The sequence below is a fragment of the Kineosporia sp. A_224 genome (assembly GCF_002198655.1).
In the GTDB taxonomy this organism is placed as follows: domain Bacteria; phylum Actinomycetota; class Actinomycetes; order Actinomycetales; family Kineosporiaceae; genus R-H-3.
Genome location: NZ_MWLN01000149.1, coordinates 1 through 18,291, shown reverse-complemented (window position 1 = coordinate 18,291; position 18,291 = coordinate 1). Strand labels below are relative to the sequence as shown.

16 protein-coding genes and 1 pseudogene are annotated in these 18,291 nt (G+C 75.7%); 8 read left to right on the top strand and 9 right to left on the bottom strand.

What is annotated here, in order from left to right:
• From EDJALFJO_RS13165 to EDJALFJO_RS13155, 3 genes are all read right to left on the bottom strand, one after another.
• Positions 1-303 (bottom strand): hypothetical protein (locus EDJALFJO_RS13165; protein WP_233149844.1); only part of this gene is annotated, 303 nt, incomplete at its 3' end.
• 227 nt (positions 304-530) lie between these two features.
• Positions 531-1,325, bottom strand: coding sequence for an ABC transporter permease (locus EDJALFJO_RS13160; protein ID WP_088285906.1), 795 nt, complete (start codon positions 1,323-1,325; stop codon positions 531-533).
• The gene (locus EDJALFJO_RS13155) at positions 1,322-2,308 is read right to left on the bottom strand and encodes an ATP-binding cassette domain-containing protein (protein ID WP_088285904.1); all 987 of its coding nucleotides are present in this window, start codon (positions 2,306-2,308) and stop codon (positions 1,322-1,324) included. Before EDJALFJO_RS13155 ends, EDJALFJO_RS13160 begins: the two co-directional genes overlap by 4 nt.
• 277 nt (positions 2,309-2,585) lie before the next feature.
• On the opposite strand from EDJALFJO_RS13155, the gene EDJALFJO_RS13150 reads away from it, so the two are divergent.
• From EDJALFJO_RS13150 to EDJALFJO_RS13135, 4 genes are all read left to right on the top strand, one after another.
• Positions 2,586-4,049: a GuaB1 family IMP dehydrogenase-related protein gene (locus EDJALFJO_RS13150; protein ID WP_233149843.1), complete on the top strand. Its 1,464-nt coding sequence runs from the start codon at positions 2,586-2,588 to the stop codon at positions 4,047-4,049.
• Positions 4,050-4,169: 120 nt separating this feature from the next.
• Positions 4,170-5,516: a hemolysin family protein gene (locus EDJALFJO_RS13145; RefSeq protein WP_088285900.1), complete on the top strand. Its 1,347-nt coding sequence runs from the start codon at positions 4,170-4,172 to the stop codon at positions 5,514-5,516.
• Entirely contained in the window at positions 5,513-6,565 is a 1,053-nt protein-coding gene (locus tag EDJALFJO_RS13140) for a hemolysin family protein (RefSeq protein WP_088285898.1), read from the top strand. The genes EDJALFJO_RS13145 and EDJALFJO_RS13140 overlap by 4 nt, the downstream gene beginning before the upstream one ends.
• Positions 6,566-6,923: 358 nt before the next feature.
• Positions 6,924-8,327, top strand: coding sequence for a M15 family metallopeptidase (locus EDJALFJO_RS13135; protein ID WP_088285896.1), 1,404 nt, complete (start codon positions 6,924-6,926; stop codon positions 8,325-8,327).
• A gap of 51 nt (positions 8,328-8,378) precedes the next feature.
• On the opposite strand, the gene EDJALFJO_RS13130 is transcribed toward EDJALFJO_RS13135, so the two are convergent.
• On the bottom strand, positions 8,379-10,046 hold the full coding sequence (locus tag EDJALFJO_RS13130) for a thiamine pyrophosphate-binding protein (protein ID WP_088285894.1): 1,668 nt from the start codon (positions 10,044-10,046) through the stop codon (positions 8,379-8,381).
• 11 nt (positions 10,047-10,057) lie between these two features.
• Positions 10,058-10,831 carry a cyclase family protein gene (locus EDJALFJO_RS13125; RefSeq protein ID WP_088285892.1) on the bottom strand — a complete coding sequence of 258 codons (774 nt, stop codon included), beginning with the start codon at positions 10,829-10,831 and terminating at the stop codon, positions 10,058-10,060.
• 148 nt (positions 10,832-10,979) lie between these two features.
• On the opposite strand from EDJALFJO_RS13125, the gene EDJALFJO_RS13120 reads away from it, so the two are divergent.
• Together EDJALFJO_RS13120 and EDJALFJO_RS13115 are read left to right on the top strand one after the other, a co-directional pair.
• Positions 10,980-11,207 carry a ribbon-helix-helix domain-containing protein gene (locus tag EDJALFJO_RS13120; RefSeq protein ID WP_088285890.1) on the top strand — a complete coding sequence of 76 codons (228 nt, stop codon included), beginning with the start codon at positions 10,980-10,982 and terminating at the stop codon, positions 11,205-11,207.
• A complete protein-coding gene (locus EDJALFJO_RS13115; protein WP_088285888.1) occupies positions 11,204-11,638 on the top strand; it encodes a hypothetical protein in 435 nt (144 codons plus the stop codon). The genes EDJALFJO_RS13120 and EDJALFJO_RS13115 overlap by 4 nt, the downstream gene beginning before the upstream one ends.
• A gap of 44 nt (positions 11,639-11,682) precedes the next feature.
• Here the strand turns inward: EDJALFJO_RS13115 and EDJALFJO_RS13110 are convergent, their stop codons facing one another.
• Genes EDJALFJO_RS13110 through EDJALFJO_RS13095 form a run of 4 tightly spaced genes read right to left on the bottom strand, consistent with a single transcriptional unit; the run spans position 11,683 to position 15,571 of the window.
• The gene (locus tag EDJALFJO_RS13110) at positions 11,683-12,474 is read right to left on the bottom strand and encodes an ankyrin repeat domain-containing protein (RefSeq protein ID WP_088285886.1); all 792 of its coding nucleotides are present in this window, start codon (positions 12,472-12,474) and stop codon (positions 11,683-11,685) included.
• A 10-nt stretch (positions 12,475-12,484) separates the two neighbouring features.
• Positions 12,485-13,549, bottom strand: coding sequence for an isopenicillin N synthase family oxygenase (locus tag EDJALFJO_RS13105; RefSeq protein WP_088285884.1), 1,065 nt, complete (start codon positions 13,547-13,549; stop codon positions 12,485-12,487).
• Positions 13,550-13,604: 55 nt separating this feature from the next.
• A complete protein-coding gene (locus EDJALFJO_RS13100; protein ID WP_198950257.1) occupies positions 13,605-14,804 on the bottom strand; it encodes a PLP-dependent aminotransferase family protein in 1,200 nt (399 codons plus the stop codon).
• Positions 14,801-15,571 carry an RraA family protein gene (locus EDJALFJO_RS13095; protein ID WP_088285910.1) on the bottom strand — a complete coding sequence of 257 codons (771 nt, stop codon included), beginning with the start codon at positions 15,569-15,571 and terminating at the stop codon, positions 14,801-14,803. Before EDJALFJO_RS13095 ends, EDJALFJO_RS13100 begins: the two co-directional genes overlap by 4 nt.
• Before the next feature lie 223 nt (positions 15,572-15,794).
• On the opposite strand from EDJALFJO_RS13095, the gene EDJALFJO_RS13090 reads away from it, so the two are divergent.
• Together EDJALFJO_RS13090 and EDJALFJO_RS13085 are read left to right on the top strand one after the other, a co-directional pair.
• Entirely contained in the window at positions 15,795-17,255 is a 1,461-nt protein-coding gene (locus tag EDJALFJO_RS13090; RefSeq protein ID WP_088285908.1) for an SDR family NAD(P)-dependent oxidoreductase, read from the top strand.
• A 95-nt stretch (positions 17,256-17,350) separates the two neighbouring features.
• A pseudogene (locus tag EDJALFJO_RS13085) lies at positions 17,351-18,291 on the top strand (LuxR family transcriptional regulator); the annotation flags it as partial.

Sequence of the window (18,291 nt, the reverse complement as noted above, 5' to 3'; positions counted from 1 at the left end):
GACCGGGGCGCCCGCAGGCGGTGCCGCCGGGGCCGGGGACGTCGGGGCCGCCTGCTGCGCCGCGGGCGCCCCGGTCGTCATCGTCGCTGTCGTCCCGTTACCGGACGTGGGCACGCCCGACCCTCCTTCGATGGTTCCCGGCTTGCCGTGGGGCAGGTCCGAGGGCTGGTAGTCGGCGAAGAACTCCCACCACGCAGGGTCGACAGAGTTCTTGTCGGCCAGGTACTGCTGGTACAGCTCGTCGACGAGCCACTCGTTGGGCCCGAAGGACGAGGCGTGCTCCGGCGAGGCGTGCTGGGTCACGGCGTGGATCGCCTACTTCCAGTGCTCGGCAAGACGTCAGCGGCTTCCGTCAACAGTACCCAAGGACCTGCTGAACGAGTTCACGAGGTGATGACCTCGGCGGCGGACGACGAACCGCACGCGACGAGCGGTCGAACGGTCCGCCGGGCCGCGCCGAACGGCACAGGGGGCAGCCCGCGAGGGGCTCCCCGACGCCGGTGTCAGCGGATCCACGGTCGGTGAGTCTGTCAGGTGACGTCACGACGCAGCGTGATCGCCGCGCCGACGGCCGCCGACACCAGGGCGTACCCGAGGAGCACGAGCACCCCGCCCCACCAGGGCAGGTAGGTGCTGTCGAAGCCGCCCGCGCTGGTCGGGGGCGTGATGATCGCCGTCGTCGCCTGGCTCGGCAGGAACTTCGCGACCGACCCCGCGTCGAGCGCGTTGAGCCCGAGCGCCAGCAGTGGCTCGACGATCCACGCGACGCCGACCGAGAGCAGCAGGGCGAGGACCTGGTTGCGGATGAGCGTCCCGACGCCCAGCCCGAGCACCGCCCAGAGCGCGACGGCGACGACGGAGAGTCCCAGCGAGCGCGGGACGCCGTCCGTCGTGAGACGAAGATCACCGCCGCGCAGGGCGATCGTCGACGCGCCGGCGACCACTCCGGCGAGGACGGTGACGACGCCGTAGAGGAGCCCCATCGCGCTCAGCGCGACGAGCTTGGCGAGGACGACCCGGACGCGCCGCGGCGACCCGAGCAGGGTCGCGGTGATCGTCTGGTGCCGGTACTCCCCGGCCATGGAGACGACGCCGATGACGAGGGCGAACAGGTACGCCGTGCCGAGGCCGGCCGTGTAGACGGACCGGACCACGGCCGGGTCCTCGACGCCCGGGGTCGGGGTGCCGTCCGCGCCGCTGAGACCGGCGATCGCGGCCGTGAGGACCGCGAACGCGGCCGCCGTCACCGCGACGCCGATGAGCAGCCCCCACCACAGACGGGTCGTCCAGAGCTTGCGCAGCTCGGCGCGGACGAGGCGGGTCATCGGGCCACCTCCTGGCCGGTCTGGCCGGTGCCGGATCCTGCGTGCCCGTAGCCGGTCGGACCGCTCTCGGCGGTCGCACCGTTCCCGACGAGGCCGAGGAAGATCGACTCGAGGTCGCTCTCGGCCGCGCGCAGCTCGTGCAGCTCGACGCCGGCCGCGAAGGCGGCGTGCCCGACCTCGGCCGGGGTCGCGCCGGCGGGAGTCGTCCCGCCGACCCGCAGCGCGCCGTCCGGTCCCGGTGGCTCGACCGTGAGGCCGGCCTGCACGAGGGCCTCCGCGAGCCGCTGCGGCTGCGGCGCCCGGACGACGACGGCCGGTGCACCCTCGAGCTCCTCGAGCGAGGCCTGCCGGACGAGCCGGCCGCGGGCGATGATGACGACGTCGTCGACGGTCTGCTGGACCTCCGAGAGCACGTGGCTCGACACGAGCACGGTGCGGCCCTGCCGGGCGAGGTAGCGCAGGAAGCCGCGCAGCCAGGCGATGCCCTCCGGGTCGAGGCCGTTCGCCGGCTCGTCGAGCAGGAGCACGGGCGGGTCGCCGAGGAGCGCGGCGGCGAGCGCGAGCCGCTGGCGCATCCCGAGCGAGAACCCGCCGACCCGGCGGTCGGCGGCGTCGGTGAGGCCGACCAGACCGAGGACCTCGTCGACCCGCGGGTCGGGGACGCCGCCGGCCGCCGCGAGCACCCGCAGGTGGTCGCGCGCCGTCCGGCCGGCGTGGAAGCCGGTCGCCTCGAGCGAGGCGCCGACCGTGCTCGTCGGCTCGGGCAGGTCGGCGTACGGGACGCCGCCGACGAGCGCCGTGCCCGACGTCGGGCGGACCAGCCCCAGCAGCATCCGCAGCGTCGTCGTCTTGCCTGCGCCGTTCGGGCCGAGGAAGCCGGTCACCCGGCCGGGCCCGACGGAGAACGACAGGTCCTCGACGGCGGTGACGCTCCCGAACCGCTTCGTGAGGTGCTCGACCGTGACGGACGGGCCGCTGGTCATCGGTACTCCTTGCCTGTCTGGGTGGCCGCCGGTGCCCGGAGGGCCGCGGCCGGTGCGCCCCACGCTAGGCAGCGCGCCCGTCGGGACGGATCCGTCGCGGGACGGAGCCGGTGCCCGCCGGTCCTCCGCCCTGCGGAGGGGGCCCGGTCACATCGAAGGGGCGGTCCGGCACCGGCGCGACCGCAGACGTGTCGGGCTCTCGTGACATCCTCGCCGTGACGCGGCCCGCGGTCCCATGACCTCGGGCCCGGTGTCCCGGCCAGGACCAGGAGAGACCGTGCAGTTCCTCAACGACGCGCAGGGCGGCACCGCCCCGCTCACCGACCTCACCTACTCGGACGTCTTCCTCGTCCCGTCGCGCTCGCACGTGACGTCCCGCCTCGACGTCGACCTGTCCTCGGTCGACGGCACGGGGACGACGACCCCGGTCGTCGTCGCGAACATGACCGCGGTGACCGGCCGCCGGATGGCGGAGACGGTCGCCCGCCGCGGCGGGCTCGCCGTCCTGCCGCAGGACGTCCCGCTCGACGTCGTCGCGGACGTCGTCGTGTGGGTCAAGCGCCGGCACGCGGTGCTCGAGACCCCGGTGACGCTGCGCCCGGGGGAGACCGTCATCGACGCGCTGCACCTCATCCCCAAGCGCGCCCACGGCGCCGTCGTCGTCGTCGACGAGGAGCGCCGTCCGCTCGGGGTGGTCACCGAGGCCGACTGCCGCGGGGTCGACCGGTTCACCCTCGTCGGCGAGGTGATGTCGACCGAGGTCCTGACGATCGACGCGACCCTCGTCGAGGGGCCGGACGGCCTGGCCCGGACCTTCGACGTCCTGCACGGTGCGCGGCGCAAGTTCGCTCCCGTCGTGCGGGACGGCGTCCTCGCCGGGGCCGTGACCCGCACCGGCATGCTCCGTTCGACGATCTACTCCCCGGCCCTCGACCCGGTCGGCCGGCTGCGGATCGGCGGGGCGATCGGGATCAACGGGGACGTCGCGGCGAAGGCGGCCGCCGTCCTCGCGGCCGGGGTCGACGTCCTCGTCGTCGACACCGCGCACGGGCACCAGGAGAAGGCCGTCGAGGCGGTCCGCGCGGTGCGCCGGCTGGCCCCGGCGGTCCCCGTCGTCGCGGGCAACGTCGTCACCGCCGCCGGCGTCCGGGACCTCGTCGAGGCGGGTGCCGACATCGTCAAGGTCGGCGTCGGCCCGGGCGCCATGTGCACGACCCGGATGATGACCGCCGTCGGCCGCCCGCAGTTCTCCGCCGTCCTCGAGTGCGCCGCGGCCGCCCGCGCGCTCGGTGCGCACGTCTGGGCGGACGGCGGGGTGCGGCACCCGCGCGACGTCGCCCTCGCGCTGGCCGCCGGGGCGAGCCAGGTCATGGTCGGCTCGTGGTTCGCCGGCACCTTCGAGAGCCCCGGCGACCTGCTCGTCGACGAGCAGGGCCGGGCGTACAAGGAGTCCTTCGGGATGGCCTCCTCGCGCGCCGTGGCGGCCCGGACCAAGGCCGACACGCCGTTCGAGCGCGCCCGCAAGGCGCTCTTCGAGGAGGGCATCTCGACCTCGCGGATGCACCTGGACCCGGCCCGCCCCGGCGTCGAGGACCTCCTCGACCACATCACCTCCGGCGTGCGCAGCGCCTGCACGTACGTCGGGGCGACGTCCCTGCCGGAGTTCGCCGAGCGCGCGGTCGTCGGGATCCAGTCGCACGCCGGCTACGAGGAGGGGCGCCCCCTGCCGTCGGGGTGGTGAGACCGGCGCCACGGCGCGGTGGTGGGGCTGCGGGCGGCCCCGGCGTCCGTACGATGGACGCACGATGCCTTCACGACCTGTGCCCTGCCCGTACGCCCGCCGCCAGGACCGGACCGTCGCGTGACCGAGTGGATCCTCCTCGGCGTCGCCGTCCTGCTCACCCTGGGCACCGCCCTCTTCGTCGCCGCCGAGTTCTCCCTCGTGGCCCTCGACCGGCCGACCGTCGAACGGGCCGTCGCCGCCGGTGACGTGCGCGCGGAGGGCGTGCTCGCCGCCGTCCGGAGCCTGTCGACCCAGCTCTCCGGGGCACAGGTCGGGATCACCGTGACGACGCTCGTCGTCGGGTACCTCGCCGAGCCGTCGCTCGCCACCCTGCTGCTCGGCCCGCTCACGTCGGCGGGGCTGCCGCCCGAGAGCGTCCCCGGGGTGTCCGTCGCCATCGCGCTCGTCGTCGCCACCGTCTTCTCCATGGTCGTCGGCGAGCTCGTGCCGAAGAACTTCGCGATCGCCGCACCCCTGGCGACCGCCCGGGTCGTCGCCGGGCCGCACCGCGCGTTCACCCGCGCGGTCTCGCCGCTCGTCGCGGTCCTCAACGGGACGGCGAACCGGATCCTGCGCTCGGTCGGCGTCGAGCCGCAGGAGGAGCTGTCGAGCGCCCGGTCGCCCGCCGAGCTCGCCTCGCTCGTGCGCCGCTCCGCCCGCGCCGGCACGCTCGACGAGCAGACCGCCACCCTCCTGACCCGCTCGCTCGGCTTCGGCACCCGGACGGCGGCCGACGTCATGACGCCGCGGGTGCGGGTCTCGACGCTGCACCGCTCGGACACCGCCGAGGACGTCGTCCGGCTCGCGCGCGAGTGCGGGCACAGCCGGTTCCCCGTCATCGGGGACGACGCGGACGACGTCCTGGGCGTCGTGCACCTCAAGGCCGCGCTCGCCGTCCCGCGGGACCGTCGCGGGGACGCGTACGCCGGCGGCCTGGCCGTCGAGGCGCTGCGGGTGCCCGAGACGATCCGGCTCGACCCGCTCCTCGTCGAGCTGCGCGGGCACGGCCTGCAGCTCGCCGTCGTCGTCGACGAGTACGGCGGCACCGCGGGCGTCGTGACGCTCGAGGACGTCGTCGAGGAGCTCGTCGGCGAGGTGTCCGACGAGCACGACCGGACCAGGCCCGGCGCCGTCCGGCGGCGCGACGGCTCGTGGGTCGTCCCCGGGCTCATGCGGCCCGACGAGGTCCGCGAGCGCACCGGCGTCGAGCTGCCCGACGGCCCGGCGTACGAGACCGTCGGCGGGCTCGTCATGGCCCGCCTCGGGCGGCTGCCGCGCACGGGCGACGAGGTCCGGGTGGACGGCGCGCTCGTGCGGGTCGAGCGGATGGACGGCCGGCGGATCGAGCGGGTCCGGCTGGCGGTGCTCGACGCGGACGACACCGACGGCACCGCGGGCGACCTGGACGGGCAGGACCCGGCATGAGCGACCTGTCGGCCCTCGGCGTCGCCGTCCTCCTGCTGCTCGGCAACGCCTTCTTCGTCGGTGCCGAGTTCGCCGTCATGTCGGCCCGGCACAGCCGCGTGGAGCCGCTCGTCGCCCAGGGCAGCCGGGCCGCCCGGACCGCGCTGTGGGCGATGGAGCACGTCTCCCTCATGCTCGCGGCCTGCCAGCTCGGCATCACGGTCTGCTCGCTCGGCCTCGGCGCCGTCGCGGAGCCCGCGGTCGCCCACCTGCTCGAAGGGCCGTTCGCGGCCGCCGGCCTGCCCGAGGCGCTCGTGCACCCGGTCGCGTTCGCGATCGCGCTGACGCTCGTCGTCTACCTGCACGTCGTCGTCGGCGAGATGGTGCCGAAGAACCTCGCGCTCGCCGGCCCGGAACGGGCCGCCCTCGTGCTCGCCCCGCCGCTCGTCGTCCTCGCCCGCGTCGTCCGGCCGCTGATCGCCGTCCTCAACGCCGTCGCGAACGGGGTGCTGCGGCTCCTGCGGGTCACCCCGAAGGACGAGGTGTCGTCGACGTTCACGGCCGAGGAGGTGCGCTCGATCGTCACCGAGTCGACCCGGGAGGGCCTGCTCGAGGACGGCCAGGGCCTGCTCGCCGGGGCGATCGAGCTCGGCGACCGGCGGGCCGGCGACGTCATGGTGGCCTGGGACCGGCTCGTGACCGTCTCCCGGCCGGCGACCCCGGAGGACGTCGAGCGGCTCGTCGCGAAGCACGGCTTCAGCCGGTTCCCGGTGGTGCCCGCGGCGGGCACCGGGGACGTCGTCGGCTACCTGCACGTCAAGGACCTGCTCTACGCGGACGACGAGCGCTACACCGAGCCGGTGCCCGACAAGCGGGTGCGGACGCTGGCGTCGGTCTCGCCGCGGGACGACGTCGAGGACGTCCTCGCGGTCATGCAGCGCTCCGGGTCGCACCTCGCCCGGGTCGTCGGGACGACGGGGGAAACGCTCGGCGTCGTGTTCCTCGAGGACGTCCTCGAGGAGCTCGTCGGCGAGGTCCGGGACGCCACGCAGCGCCGTGTGCCGCGGTGATCCGGCCCCCCGGCGTGGGCCTACGGGCCCCGGGCGGGATCCGGACGGCGTGTCGGGTGGTGTGTCGGGAGAACCCCGGGCGCGCCGCGGCACACGGCCCGGTGGTCACCCAGCGGGCTCGGGGAGGGGCGGGAACCCTACCGTCAGCGTGGGTTTGGGTAACCCTCGGTGACATCAAGCCTTCCCTAAGGGCGCGTTCGTCACGCTCGGGAGTCGATTGGGGCGTTCAACACGCCGCCGGTGACTTGCGCTCGGCCCCCGTGTCCGATTTATAGTTCCGTGACTTCGACGCCAGGTACCCCACCTGGCGGGAGTCGAAACCTCGTGAGTCCGAGTGTTCGAAGGAGGATCTGGGCCCGTGCCGTCGCACCGCGCGGAGTCCCCGACCCCCCGCCGCCGGACCGATCGTCCCGACATCTCCCAGCGCCGCCAGGCGCGCGCCACGGCGCCGGTGGAGCCCGGGTACGACCCCCGCGTCGAGGCCGCTCCGCAGTACGCGACCCTCGCCCCCGCCGGGCTGCTCGAGGACCGGCCCGCGGCCGACGCGTACGACGTGTACGACCCGGCCCCGTTCGGCGGCTTCGAGAGCTTCGATACCGGTGGCCTGGACCTCGGCGGCCCGGGCTACGGCAGGGCCCACCACGAGCCGGCCCATCACGAGGCCACGCACCACGAGGCCACGCACCACGAGGGCACGCACCACGACAGCGAGCACCGCACCACCCCCGCCCCGTCCGACGGCTACGACCTCTTCGGCGGGGCGTTCGCGTCCCCGGTCTCGGTCGCCGCGCCGGCCTCGGTCGTCAAGGGCGGCCCGCAGCAGCCCATGACCCGCGCCCAGCTGCGCGCGGCCGAGGGCCCGCTGACGAACCGGTCCTCGCGCCGCCAGGCGGAGAAGGCCGAGAAGGCCGGCCGGTCCCGCCGCCCGGCGCCGCAGGCCGTCAGCCCGCGCGGCGCGGTGAAGAGCACGACCCAGACGACGAAGGCGCCCCGCAAGGGCCGCACCGGGCTGAGCCTGCCGCAGGTCGGTGTGGCCAGCGCCCTGGGCCTGGCGACGATCGCGGCGCCGCTCACGGGCGCGCTCTCGGTCCCCGCCGTGAAGACGGCCGCCGAGCCGATGCCCGCCGTGGCCGCCGAGGCCCCGTCGGTCGCCTTCCCGCACGTGGCCGCCCCGGAGGCGAACGCCGTCGAGGAGGCCAAGCTCGTCCCCGGCGCGAACGACGGCTCGACCGTCCCGAGCACCCTGGCGGCCCCCCGCACGATCATCGTCACCCGGGCCTCGCGGGACAGCGAGCGCTCGGTGCTGCCGGGCTGCGACGGCAAGATCCCGCGCGGCGAGACGTGGAGCAACGGCCAGATCGCGACGAAGGAGCTCTGCACGCTCTGGGAGCCCAAGCACATGCTCCGGGCGGACGCCGCCGTGGCCCTGGCGAAGCTGAACATCGCCTACAAGAAGCGGTTCGGCAAGGACATCTGCATCACCGACTCCTACCGGACGCTCAGCGAGCAGCGGCACCTCAAGGCCATCAAGCCCGGCCTCGCGGCCGCGCCCGGCACGAGCAACCACGGCTGGGGCGTCGCCACCGACCTCTGCGGCCGCATCGAGGACTACGGCAGCGCGACGTACCGCTGGATGCGCGCCAACGCCCCCGCCTACGGCTGGGAGAACCCGGACTGGGCGCTGCCCGGCGGCTCCGGCCCGTTCGAGCCCTGGCACTGGGAGTACATGCCGGGCGAGAAGGTCGGCCCCGGCTCCGACTGAGCCGGCTGCCTGCGGCCCGCGGGTCGGTGCCTGCGGGTGCGTGCCTGTGGGTCAGTGCCCGCGGAACGCCTCCTGGAGCCACCACGAGCCCTGCGGTGACGCCACCCGCGCGTGCACGAGCAGCGGGCGCGACCGGTCGCCGTCCACCCAGCGCCGGACCCCCTCGACGTCCTCCGGGCGGCGCACCGTGACGGTGTCGAAGCCGTAGCCGGCCCCGATCGCGGCGATGTCCGTCTCGGGGAACGTCACGGTGCCCAGCGGCTCCCCGGCCGTGAAGTGGTGCACCTCCGCGCCGTACGCCGCGTCGTCGTAGACCACGACGACGAACGGCAGCCCGAGCCGGCGCACGGTGTCGAGGTCGGCGGCGGACATCATCGCCCCGCCGTCCCCGAGCGCCGCGACGGTGAGCCGGTCCGGCCGGGCGACCGCCGCGCCGACGGCGCTCGCGAGCCCGAGCCCGATCGACTGGAACGCCTGGGTGAAGACGAAGCCGTGCTCGTCGGGCACCGACAGGTACATGCTCGGGTAGCCCATGAAGTTGCCCGAGTCGACGGCGACCGTGCGCCCGGCGGGCAGCGCGTCGTCGAGCAGCGCCGAGAGGGTCCGCGGGTCGATCGTCCCCGCGGCGCCGTCCGACCAGTCCTCGTACGGCACCGACCGCCACAAGCCGTGCGCCGCGATCCGCGCGGCGAGGACGGCGTCCCGCCCGCCGTGCGAGGGCAGGGCCAGCGGGCCGCCGCGGCGGCCGAGCGCCGCCGTCACGGCGCAGGCGGTGCGGGCGACGTCGCCGACGACACCGAGGTCGACGGGCCGGTTGCGGCCGAGCGCCGCCGGGTCGACGTCGACCTGGGCGACCCGGCTGCCGGGCCGGATGAGCCGGCCGTGCCGCGTCGTCCACATCGTCAGGGTGCAGCCGAGCGCGACGACGACGTCGGCGTCCTCGACGAGGCCCGCGGCGAGCGGCGTCGCGAAGCCGCCGCAGACGTCGAGCGCCCACGGCTCGCCCGCGAACAGCCCGCGGGCGGCCGCCGAGGTGGCCAGGAGTGCGTTCGCGGCGTCCGCCAGGGCGAGGACGTCGGCCCGGGCCCCGCGGGCGCCCCGCCCGGCGACGAGCACCGGCCGGCGGGCGCCGGCGAGCAGCGCCGCGAGCGCCTCGACGTCCGCCGCCGCGGGCTCCGGCGCGTCGGGCGGCGGGGGAGCGGCCAGCGTCGCGGATGCGGCCGCGACGTCGTCCGGGACCTCGAGGCCCTGGACGTCGAGCGGCAGGTTGAGCAGGACCGTGCGCCGCTCGTCACGCGCGAGCAGGTAGGCGGCCCGGGCCTCCTCGACGCACGTCGCCGCCGACGTCACCCGGGCCGCGCCCGCCCCGACCGCCGCGGCGAGCGCGGGCTGGTCGACGAAGAAGTTCGACCCGCGCTGCGTCGCCTCCGCGGCGAGCACGAGCAGCGGCGTGCGGGACTTCGCCGCCTCGGTGATGCCCGTCATGGCGTTCGTCAGGCCGCAGCCCTGGTGCACGCTGAGCGCCCCGACCTCACCGGTCGTGCGGGCCCAGGCGTCGGCCATCGTCGCGGCACCGCCCTCGTGCCGGGCGGCGACGAAACCGGCGCCGCCCGCGACGAGCGCGTTCGTCACGTGGAAGTTGCCGCTGCCGACGACCCCGAACACCTGCCGGACGCCGAGCCGGGCCAGCGCCGTGCCGACCGCCTCCGCGACGTGCACCGCCGGCCCCGTCAGCGCTCGACGAACGCGAGGACGCGGGCCGGGCTGCCCGAGCCGCCGCGGATCGGCAGCGGGGACGCGACGACGACCGCGCCGGTCGCGGGCAGCCGCGCGAGGTTCTGCAGCTGGGTGAGGCCGTACTTGCCGGCGCCGAGGAGCATCGAGTGGCACGGGAAGGCGGGGTCGAACGCGAACGCGCCGCCGGCGTCCGTGCCGACGGTCTCGACCCCGACCCCGAGGATCGGTGCCTCGGCGGCGAGCCAGCGCGCGCACTCGACGCTCACCCCGGGCGTGTGCGGGCCGTTCTCGTCCGCGTTGAGGATCTCCGCCTGGTCGTGCGCGCGGGCGTCCCAGCCGGTGCGCAGGAGCAGCCAGCCCCCGACGGGCAGGGCGCCGTGCTCGGCCTCCCAGGCGCGGACGTCGTCGACCTCGAGGAGGAAGTCGGGGTTCTCGGCGACGCGTGCGGTGACGTCGAGGACGGCCGCCGGGCCGACGAGCCGGGCGGGCGGCACCTGGCTCACGTCGTCCAGGCCCTGGCCGGTGACCCAGTGCACCGGCGCGTCGAAGTGCGTGCCGGTGTGCTCGCCGGTCCGGAAGTTGTTCCAGTACCAGCCGGGGCCGCGGTCGTCGTAGCGGCTGATCTCCTCGCGCTCGAACCGCCACGTGTTCCCGAACGGCTCGGGGAGCATGAGGATCGGGGTGTCCTCGTGGAGCGGCGCGGTGAGGTCGACGACCTCCACCGCCCCGGTCGCGAGGGCCTCGACGAGCGACGACAGCACCGACATGGGGTCTCCCGGGGAGCAGGCCCGGCACCCCGGGCGGTGGACGTGCCGGACGATACCGGCGCGCACCGACGAGCAGTAGACGTCGAGATCGCCGGGCCGGCCGGTCCGGCCACTGGTGGTCGGGGTATGACCGCACTAGAGTTGCGGTGTGACCCGTAAGCGAACCTTCAGCCTGCCGGACGACCTGTCCGACGAGCTCGACCGGGCTGCCGGGGGCAACGCCTCGGCCTACGTCACCGAGGCGGTCCGGGAGCGGCTCGCGCGGGACGCGGCCGTCGGCCGGATCGACGAGCTCTTCGGCCCGCCCGACCCCGAGGCGATGGACTGGGCGATGGAGCTGCTCACCGGTAAGCGACCCGCCACGCCCGCGACGTGATCGGCGGCCGGGTCCTCGACGCGGCCGCGATCGGCGACATCGTCATCGGCCGCACGGTGTACGGCGGTGCCTTCGTCCGCGCGGCCCAGCAGGTCGGCATCACGCTCGTGCTGCCCGCCGTCGCGCTCCAGGAGGCCTGGATGGCGTGCCGGGAGAAGGACTGGCCGTTCCTCGAGCTGCTTCTCGATCTGCCCGTGACGCTCGTCCACCCGCTCGACGGCTCCGGGGCCGAGCGTTCCGCGCTCATCGCGCGGGCGTCGTCCCCGCGCCCGAAGCAGGGCAAGCACCAGGCCCGCCCGGTGTGGGACGCCTCGGCCGCGCACGCCGTCCTCGTCGCCCGGGACCGTGGCTGGCCGGTGCTCACCGGTGACGTGCGCCGGATCCGGGCGCTCGACGCGACGATCCCCGTGGAGACGCTGCCGGCGCCCTGACCGGCACGCCCGCCCGGGTCAGCCGGCCGGGTCAGCCGGCCGGGTCAGCCGGCCTCGAGCAGCCGGACCACCTCGGTCTGGCCCTTCTCCCGGGCGTGGTCGAGCGCCGTCCGCCCGCCGCGGTCGCGGATGCCGCGGTCGGCCCCCGCGGCGAGGATGCTCCGGACGACCGCCTGGTGCTGCGGGCCGCCGTCGCCGAGGATCACCGCCTCGAGCAGGGCCGTCCAGCCGAGGTTGTTCACATGGTCGACGGCGACGCCCGCGGCGAGCAGCCGGTCGACGACCTGCGGGTAGCCGCGGTGCGCGGCGCGGATGAGGCCGGTGCCGTCGAACGAGTCCAGGGCGCGGACGTCGCCGCCGTGGGCGAGCGTGAGATCGAGCAGCCGGACGTCGTCGCCGATCTCGGACGTCGCGATGAGGTAGGCGCTCTGCTGCGTGGAGTCCTCGTGGTTGACGTCGGCGCCGGCGTCGACCAGCGCCCGGGCGGCCTCGACGTGGTTGCCGTAGGCGGCCCGGACGAGCGCCGTGGCACCGGTCGGGTCCACGGCGCGGACGTCGGCCCCGGCCGCGAGCGCGGCCCGCACCGCCGCGGTGTCGCCGGCCGTCGCGGCGGCGATGAGGTCGAGGTCGGCCCGGGACGTCGCGGCGGGCGCCGTGGTCGGTGACCCCGCCGCTGCCGCGGAGGAGGCGGGCGGCGCGGTGGGGGAGGCGGCCCCGCGGGGGTCGTCGTCCGGCCCGAGTGCGCCGGAGGAGACCAGCGCGCCCGCACCGACGGCGACCGCCACCGCGACGACCACCCCCGTGCTCAGGCCTCGCCGCCCGGGTCGCTGTGTCATCCCCGCCTCCTCAGCGCCCGAGGAGGTCCGCGTGCCAGCGGGCCGCGACGTCGGGGTGCGAGCGCAGCCGCACCTTGAGGGTGTTGAGCCCGAAGCTCGCGAGGATCGGGTTCGACGGGTCGGTGCTCCCGCCGCCGGGGGCGAGCGCGGCGAGGTCCGGCGGGAGGTCGACGGGCGTGAGCGTCGCGTGCAGCGCCGGGTTGTGGAAGTAGGCGACCGACAGCCGGTCGACGCCGGGCGGCGGGCTGAGCACCCGGTGGACCGCGGCACGGAAGTACCCGTGGGTGAGGAGCTGGACCATCTCGCCGAGGTTGACGACGTACGTGCCGGGGACGCGCGGGACGTCGACCCAGGCGCCGTCGCGCTCGACCTGGAGGCCGCCGACGTCGTCCTGGAGGATCATCGACATGAAGCCGGTGTCCCGGTGGGCGCCGACGCCCTGCCGGTGCGCGCCGTCCGTGCCGGGGTCCGTGTCGGGGTCGGTGCCGCTGTCGTCACCGCCGGACGACGGGTCCGTCGCCGGGTACCGGATGATCTTCAGTCGGAAGTCGGGCCGCGGGTCGACGATCGGGGCGAAGAACTCCGCCGGCTGGCCGAGGGCCAGCGCCAGGGCGCGCATGAGGGTCGTCCCCGTCGTCTGCATCTGCTCGACCCAGGGCTCGACGGCCGCCCGCAGCCCGGGCAGCGCGGCGGGCCACAGGTTCGGGCCGCGCATCCGCAGCCAGGCCGGATCGCCTTCGCCGAGAACGGGTTCGGGGTCCTCCGGTCCGATGTCGAGCTGGTCGCGGCGGTCCGGGCGGCCGGCCGTGTACTCGCCGCCCGTGCGGGTGTACCCGCGGAACGCGGGGGACTTGACGTTCTCGACGCCGAGCCGGTCGGCCTCGGGCAGGTCGAAGAACGCGAGCGACTGCGCGACGACGTCCGCCTCCAGTCCCGGGGCGATCCCGTGCCCGGCGAGGTAGAAGAAGCTCACCTCGTGGCAGATCTCCCGCAGCGCGTCGACGAACGCCCCGGCGGCCGGCGACGCCGGGTCGGTGCGGAACGCCGTGAGGTCGAGGACGGGCAGCGCGGTCACGGACGCAGGATAGGCAGGCGGCCCCGCCCGCTGTCGATGCCCGGACCGGACGGCGTCAGGCGCCCAGCTCCTCCCGCAGCAGCGCGCCGAGCCGTTCGAGGCCGTCCTCGAGGCGGTCGTCGGGCAGTGCCGAGAAGCTCATCCGCGCGTGGTGCGACTCCTCGTGCACGGGGAAGAACGTGCCGCCCGGCACCCAGGCGACCTTCGCCTCGGGGATCATCCGGCCGCTCATGAAGGCCGCGGTGTCGAACCCCTCGGGGAAGGTCGCCCACGTGAAGAGGCCGCCCTGGGCGCGGGTGAACCGCACGGACGACGGGAACCACCGCGCGACGCCGGCGAGCGCGACGTCGCGCTTGTGCCGGTAGGAGGCGCAGATCCGGCCGATGTGGGCGTCGATGTCGTAGCGGTCGAGGTAGGCGGACGTCGCGGCCATGTTCAGGGTGCTGCACTGGGTGTCGGTCGCGGTCTTGAGCAGCGTCAGGGCGCCGAGGACGTCGCGGTCGGCGAGCACCCAGCCCAGGCGCATCGACGGCGCGAGGATCTTCGAGAAGCTCCCGAGGTGGATCACGCGGGCGTCCGGGGCGAGGCTGCGCAGGGTCGGCAGCCGCTCGCCCTCGTAGCGCAGCTCGCGGTACGGGGTGTCCTCGAGGACGACGAAGCCGAAGCGCCCCGCGAGGTCGACGAGGTGCTCGCGGCGGCGCAGCGAGAGCGAGACGCCCGTGGGGTTCTGGAACTCCGGGACCGTGTAGAGGAACTTCGGCACGTTCGCGGGCGACGCGGTGAGCAGCGACTCGAGGGCGTCGGTGTCGAGGCCGTCGTCGTCCATCGGGACGGTGAGGTAGCGCGGCTCGTACGGGTTGAACGCGATGAGCGCGCCGAGGAACGTCGGGTTCTCGGTGAGCACGAGGTCGCCCGGGTCGAGGAGCATCTTCGCGACGAGGTCGAGCCCCTGCTGGCCGCCCTGGACGACGAGCAGGTCGTCCGCGTCGCAGGCCATGCCGTCCTTGGTGAGCCGCTCGGCGACCTGCTCGCGCAGCCGCGGCATCCCCACGGAGGCGGTGTACTGCAACGTGTTCGCGTGCGCCGGGGTGAGCAGGTCGGCGTAGACCGCGGCGAGCTCGTCGACGGGGAAGAGGGTCGGGTCCGGGTAGCCGCCGCCGAAGGAGACGATGGCCGGGTCGTCGCCCAGGCGCAGCAGCTCGCGGATGGCGTTCGGCCGGACCCGGGCCATCCGGGCGGCGACGGGCAGGCTCACGCGTGGCCCTCGAAGTCGTCGGCCTCGTCGCTCGCGATCTCCTCCTCGACGCTCACGGCGGCGCCGTCCTCGCCGACCCGGATCGTCGCCCGGCCGGCCGCGATCGTCGCGTCGAGGCCGAGGATCCGGGTGAGGCTGCGGCCGCCCGCGTGCTCGGCGCGCCAGGCCTCCTCCCGCTCGGCGACGAGGGCGGTGAGCCGCACGACCTGCGCGAGGTGCCGGCGGGGGACGACGACGAGCCCGCTGCGGTCGCCGCGGACGACGTCCCCGGGCTCCACGACGACCCCGCCGCACTGGACGGTGACGTTGAGCGCCCCCGGGCCGGTGTTCGACCCGGTCGCCGGGTGGGTGCCGCGCGCGAACGTCGCGAGGCCGACCTCGTCGATGCCGTCGACGTCACGGACGGCGCCGTCGACGACGAGCCCGACGCCGCCGCGGGCCGCGAGCGCGCCGCTGACGATGTCTCCGACGACCGCCGCGTCGAGCCGGCCGCCCGCGTCGACGACGAGCACGTCCCCGGGGTGCACGACGTCCGGGCTCTTGAGGACGAAGAGGATGTCGCCCGGCTTCGTCCAGAGCGTCACGGCGACGCCGCACAGCTCCGTGCCGCCCGCCGTCCAGCCGATGCCCGGGCCGACCACGCCGACGGGGCCGCCGCAGTCCGCGATCTGGGTCGTCGGGAACCGGCCGAGGGCGGCGACGAGGTCGGCCTCGGGCCGGTCGACCAGCTCGTGGACGCTCCACTGGTCGGGGTGGGACTTGCTCACGGCGGCCTCCTCGCACGGACGGGCCGCCATTGTCGCGTCCGCGGGGCGACCGTGGTCCCCGGGGCCTCCCCGGAGTTGAGACAATGGGTCGCCCCGACCGCCGCACCCGACCGCCGTCCCCGTCCACGAGAGGCCAGAACCCGTGTCGCACGACCTGCCCGAGCCCGACCGCAGCACCGGGGAGGGGATCGCCGCGGAGGACCTCGACGTCGTCCTGCGGGTCATGCGCCAGCTCGACGGGCTGCCGCTGGACCACCCGGACGCGATCGCCGTCCGGATGGCCACGGCCGAGGTCTTCAAGCAGGTCAAGCAGCGCCGCCGCAAGGAGAAGCAGCAGCAGGTCCGCTCGAACGACGACGCCGTCACGGCCGCCACGGCGACCGGCGCGCCGGGCCGGATCGACGACGAGACGCAGGGCCTGCCGCTCACCTCGAACGCCGAGGGCGCGATCGCCGGCACGCTGCTCAAGCCGCGGTCCTGCTACATCTGCAAGGACCGGTTCACCCTCGTCGACGCGTTCTACCACCAGCTCTGCCCGCCGTGCGCCGCGATGAGCCACCGCAACCGCAACGCCCGCACCGACCTCACCGGCCGGCGTGCGCTGCTCACCGGCGGCCGGGCGAAGATCGGCATGCACATCGCCCTGCGGCTGCTGCGGGACGGCGCCCACCTGACGATCACGACCCGGTTCCCGAACGACGCCGTCCGGCGGTACACCTCGATGCCGGACAGCGCCGACTGGCTGCACCGGCTCAAGGTCGTCGGGATCGACCTGCGCGACCCGGCCCAGGTCATCGCGCTCGCCGGGTCGGTCGCCGCGGCCGGCCCGCTCGACGTCCTCGTGAACAACGCCGCGCAGACCGTGCGGCGCTCGCCGCAGGCGTACGCCCCGCTCGTCGCGGCCGAGTCCGCACCGCTGCCCGCCGGGCCGCACCCGGAGGTCGTGACCTTCTCCCGCGCCGGGGACGCCGTGTCCGGGGCGCTCGGCAGCGGGTCCGCCGTCCCGGTGCAGGGCGGCTCGGACGGCGCCGACGGTGCCGGCCCGGACGGCGAGCCGGTCGTCGCGCACTGGGCGCCGTCCCCGCACGCCCTGACCGCGCTCGCGCTGACCGCCGGCTCGGCGTCCATGGACCGGGTCGCGGACCGGACGGCGATCGACGCCGGCGGCCTGCTGCCCGACCTCGCGCACACGAACAGCTGGGTGCAGACCGTCGAGGAGGTCAGCCCGCTGGAGATGCTCGAGGTGCAGCTGTGCAACAGCACCGCGCCGTTCATCCTCGTGAGCATGCTGCGGCCGGCCCTGCGCGAGGCGGCCGCGAAGGCGCCGAGCGGGCGGGCGTACGTCGTCAACGTGTCGGCCATGGAGGGCCAGTTCACGCGCGGCTACAAGTCGCCCGGCCACCCGCACACGAACATGGCCAAGGCCGCGCTGAACATGCTCACGCGCACGAGCGCCAAGGAGATGCTCGAGACGGACGGCATCCTCATGACGGCCGTCGACACGGGCTGGATCACCGACGAGCGCCCGCACCCGACGAAGCAGCGCCTCGCCGAGGAGGGCTTCCACGCGCCCCTCGACCTCGTGGACGGCGCGGCGCGGGTCTACCACCCGGTCGTCGCCGGCGAGGCGGGCGAGGACCTCTACGGGTGCTTCCTCAAGGACTACAAGCCGTCCAACTGGTGAGCCGGCCGGCACGGTCCGGCCGCCCCGTGCGGTTCGGGTGAACTGTCCGGCCTGTTCCCCGGCGCCGCGGCGGCGTTGATCCCTAGGATCCGTCTGTGCCGGATCGGGGTCCGGAAGCACCGGAACGCACCACGGTCGTCGTCGGGGTCGACGGCGCAGGCCGGACGCACCGCCTGGACGAGCTCGCGGCGGTCGCGGACGGCCCGGTCCTGCGCGTCGGTGCGCCGCCGGTCCCGTCCGACCTGCTCCGCGAGCACCTGCGGGGCGCGGCGGCCGGCGGGGCGCTCGTCCTCGTCGACGACCCGCACCGGCTCGACGACACCGCCCTCGGGCTGCTCGCGGCGTCGGCGCGCGACGGGGTGCCGACCGTCGTCGCCCGCCGCCCGGCCATCGGGTCGGCCGCGCTCGCGGACCTCGACGAGGCCGCCGCCGGGCAGGGCCGGGTGGAGGTGCTCGAACCCCTCGACGCGGCCGGGGTCGGGCGGCTCGTGACGGCGGTGACCGGCGCGGTCTGCCCGCCCCGGGTCGCCGAGCAGGTGCGGACGGCGTCCGGCGGGCTGCCCGCCGTCGCCGTCGCCCTGGTGGCCGCCCTCGAGGGGCACCTCGGCACGCTGCCGGACGCCGTCGCCGATGGGGCGGGAGCGCCCGCGCTCGCGGCCCGGCTGCAGCGGCGCCTCGCCGCCGTCCCGCCGGGGCACACCCGGCTGGCCCGAGTGCTGGCACTGGCCCCCGACGTCGGCGACGACGTCCACGCCGCGGCGTCCGGCCTCGACCGCGCCGCCGCGACCGACGCGCTCGGCACCCTGCGGCTCATGGGCCTGCTGTGCGCCGGGTCCGACCGGCTCCTTCCCGCGGTGGCGGCCGCGCTGCTCGCCGGGCTGTCCCCGGCGGAGCGCCGGCGGCTCGACGAGGACGTCGCGCACGCGCTCGCCGGGGCCGGCGGGGCGGCGGTGCGGGCGGCCGAGCACCTCCGGTCGGCGAACCGGAGCTCCTCGGCGGCCGCGCAGTACGCCGCGGCCGCCGCGGCCCCCCGGGC

What these genes read in the sequence shown, in the direction of transcription:
- EDJALFJO_RS13160 (WP_088285906.1), bottom strand. Translation starts at nt 1,325, where the DNA reads ATGACCCGCCTCGTCCGCGCCGAGCTGCGCAAGCTCTGGACGACCCGT.
- EDJALFJO_RS13155 (WP_088285904.1), bottom strand. Translation starts at nt 2,308, where the DNA reads ATGACCAGCGGCCCGTCCGTCACGGTCGAGCACCTCACGAAGCGGTTC.
- EDJALFJO_RS13140 (WP_088285898.1), top strand. Translation starts at nt 5,513, where the DNA reads ATGAGCGACCTGTCGGCCCTCGGCGTCGCCGTCCTCCTGCTGCTCGGC.
- EDJALFJO_RS13125 (WP_088285892.1), bottom strand. Translation starts at nt 10,831, where the DNA reads ATGTCGGTGCTGTCGTCGCTCGTCGAGGCCCTCGCGACCGGGGCGGTG.
- EDJALFJO_RS13110 (WP_088285886.1), bottom strand. Translation starts at nt 12,474, where the DNA reads ATGACACAGCGACCCGGGCGGCGAGGCCTGAGCACGGGGGTGGTCGTC.
- EDJALFJO_RS13090 (WP_088285908.1), top strand. Translation starts at nt 15,795, where the DNA reads ATGCGCCAGCTCGACGGGCTGCCGCTGGACCACCCGGACGCGATCGCC.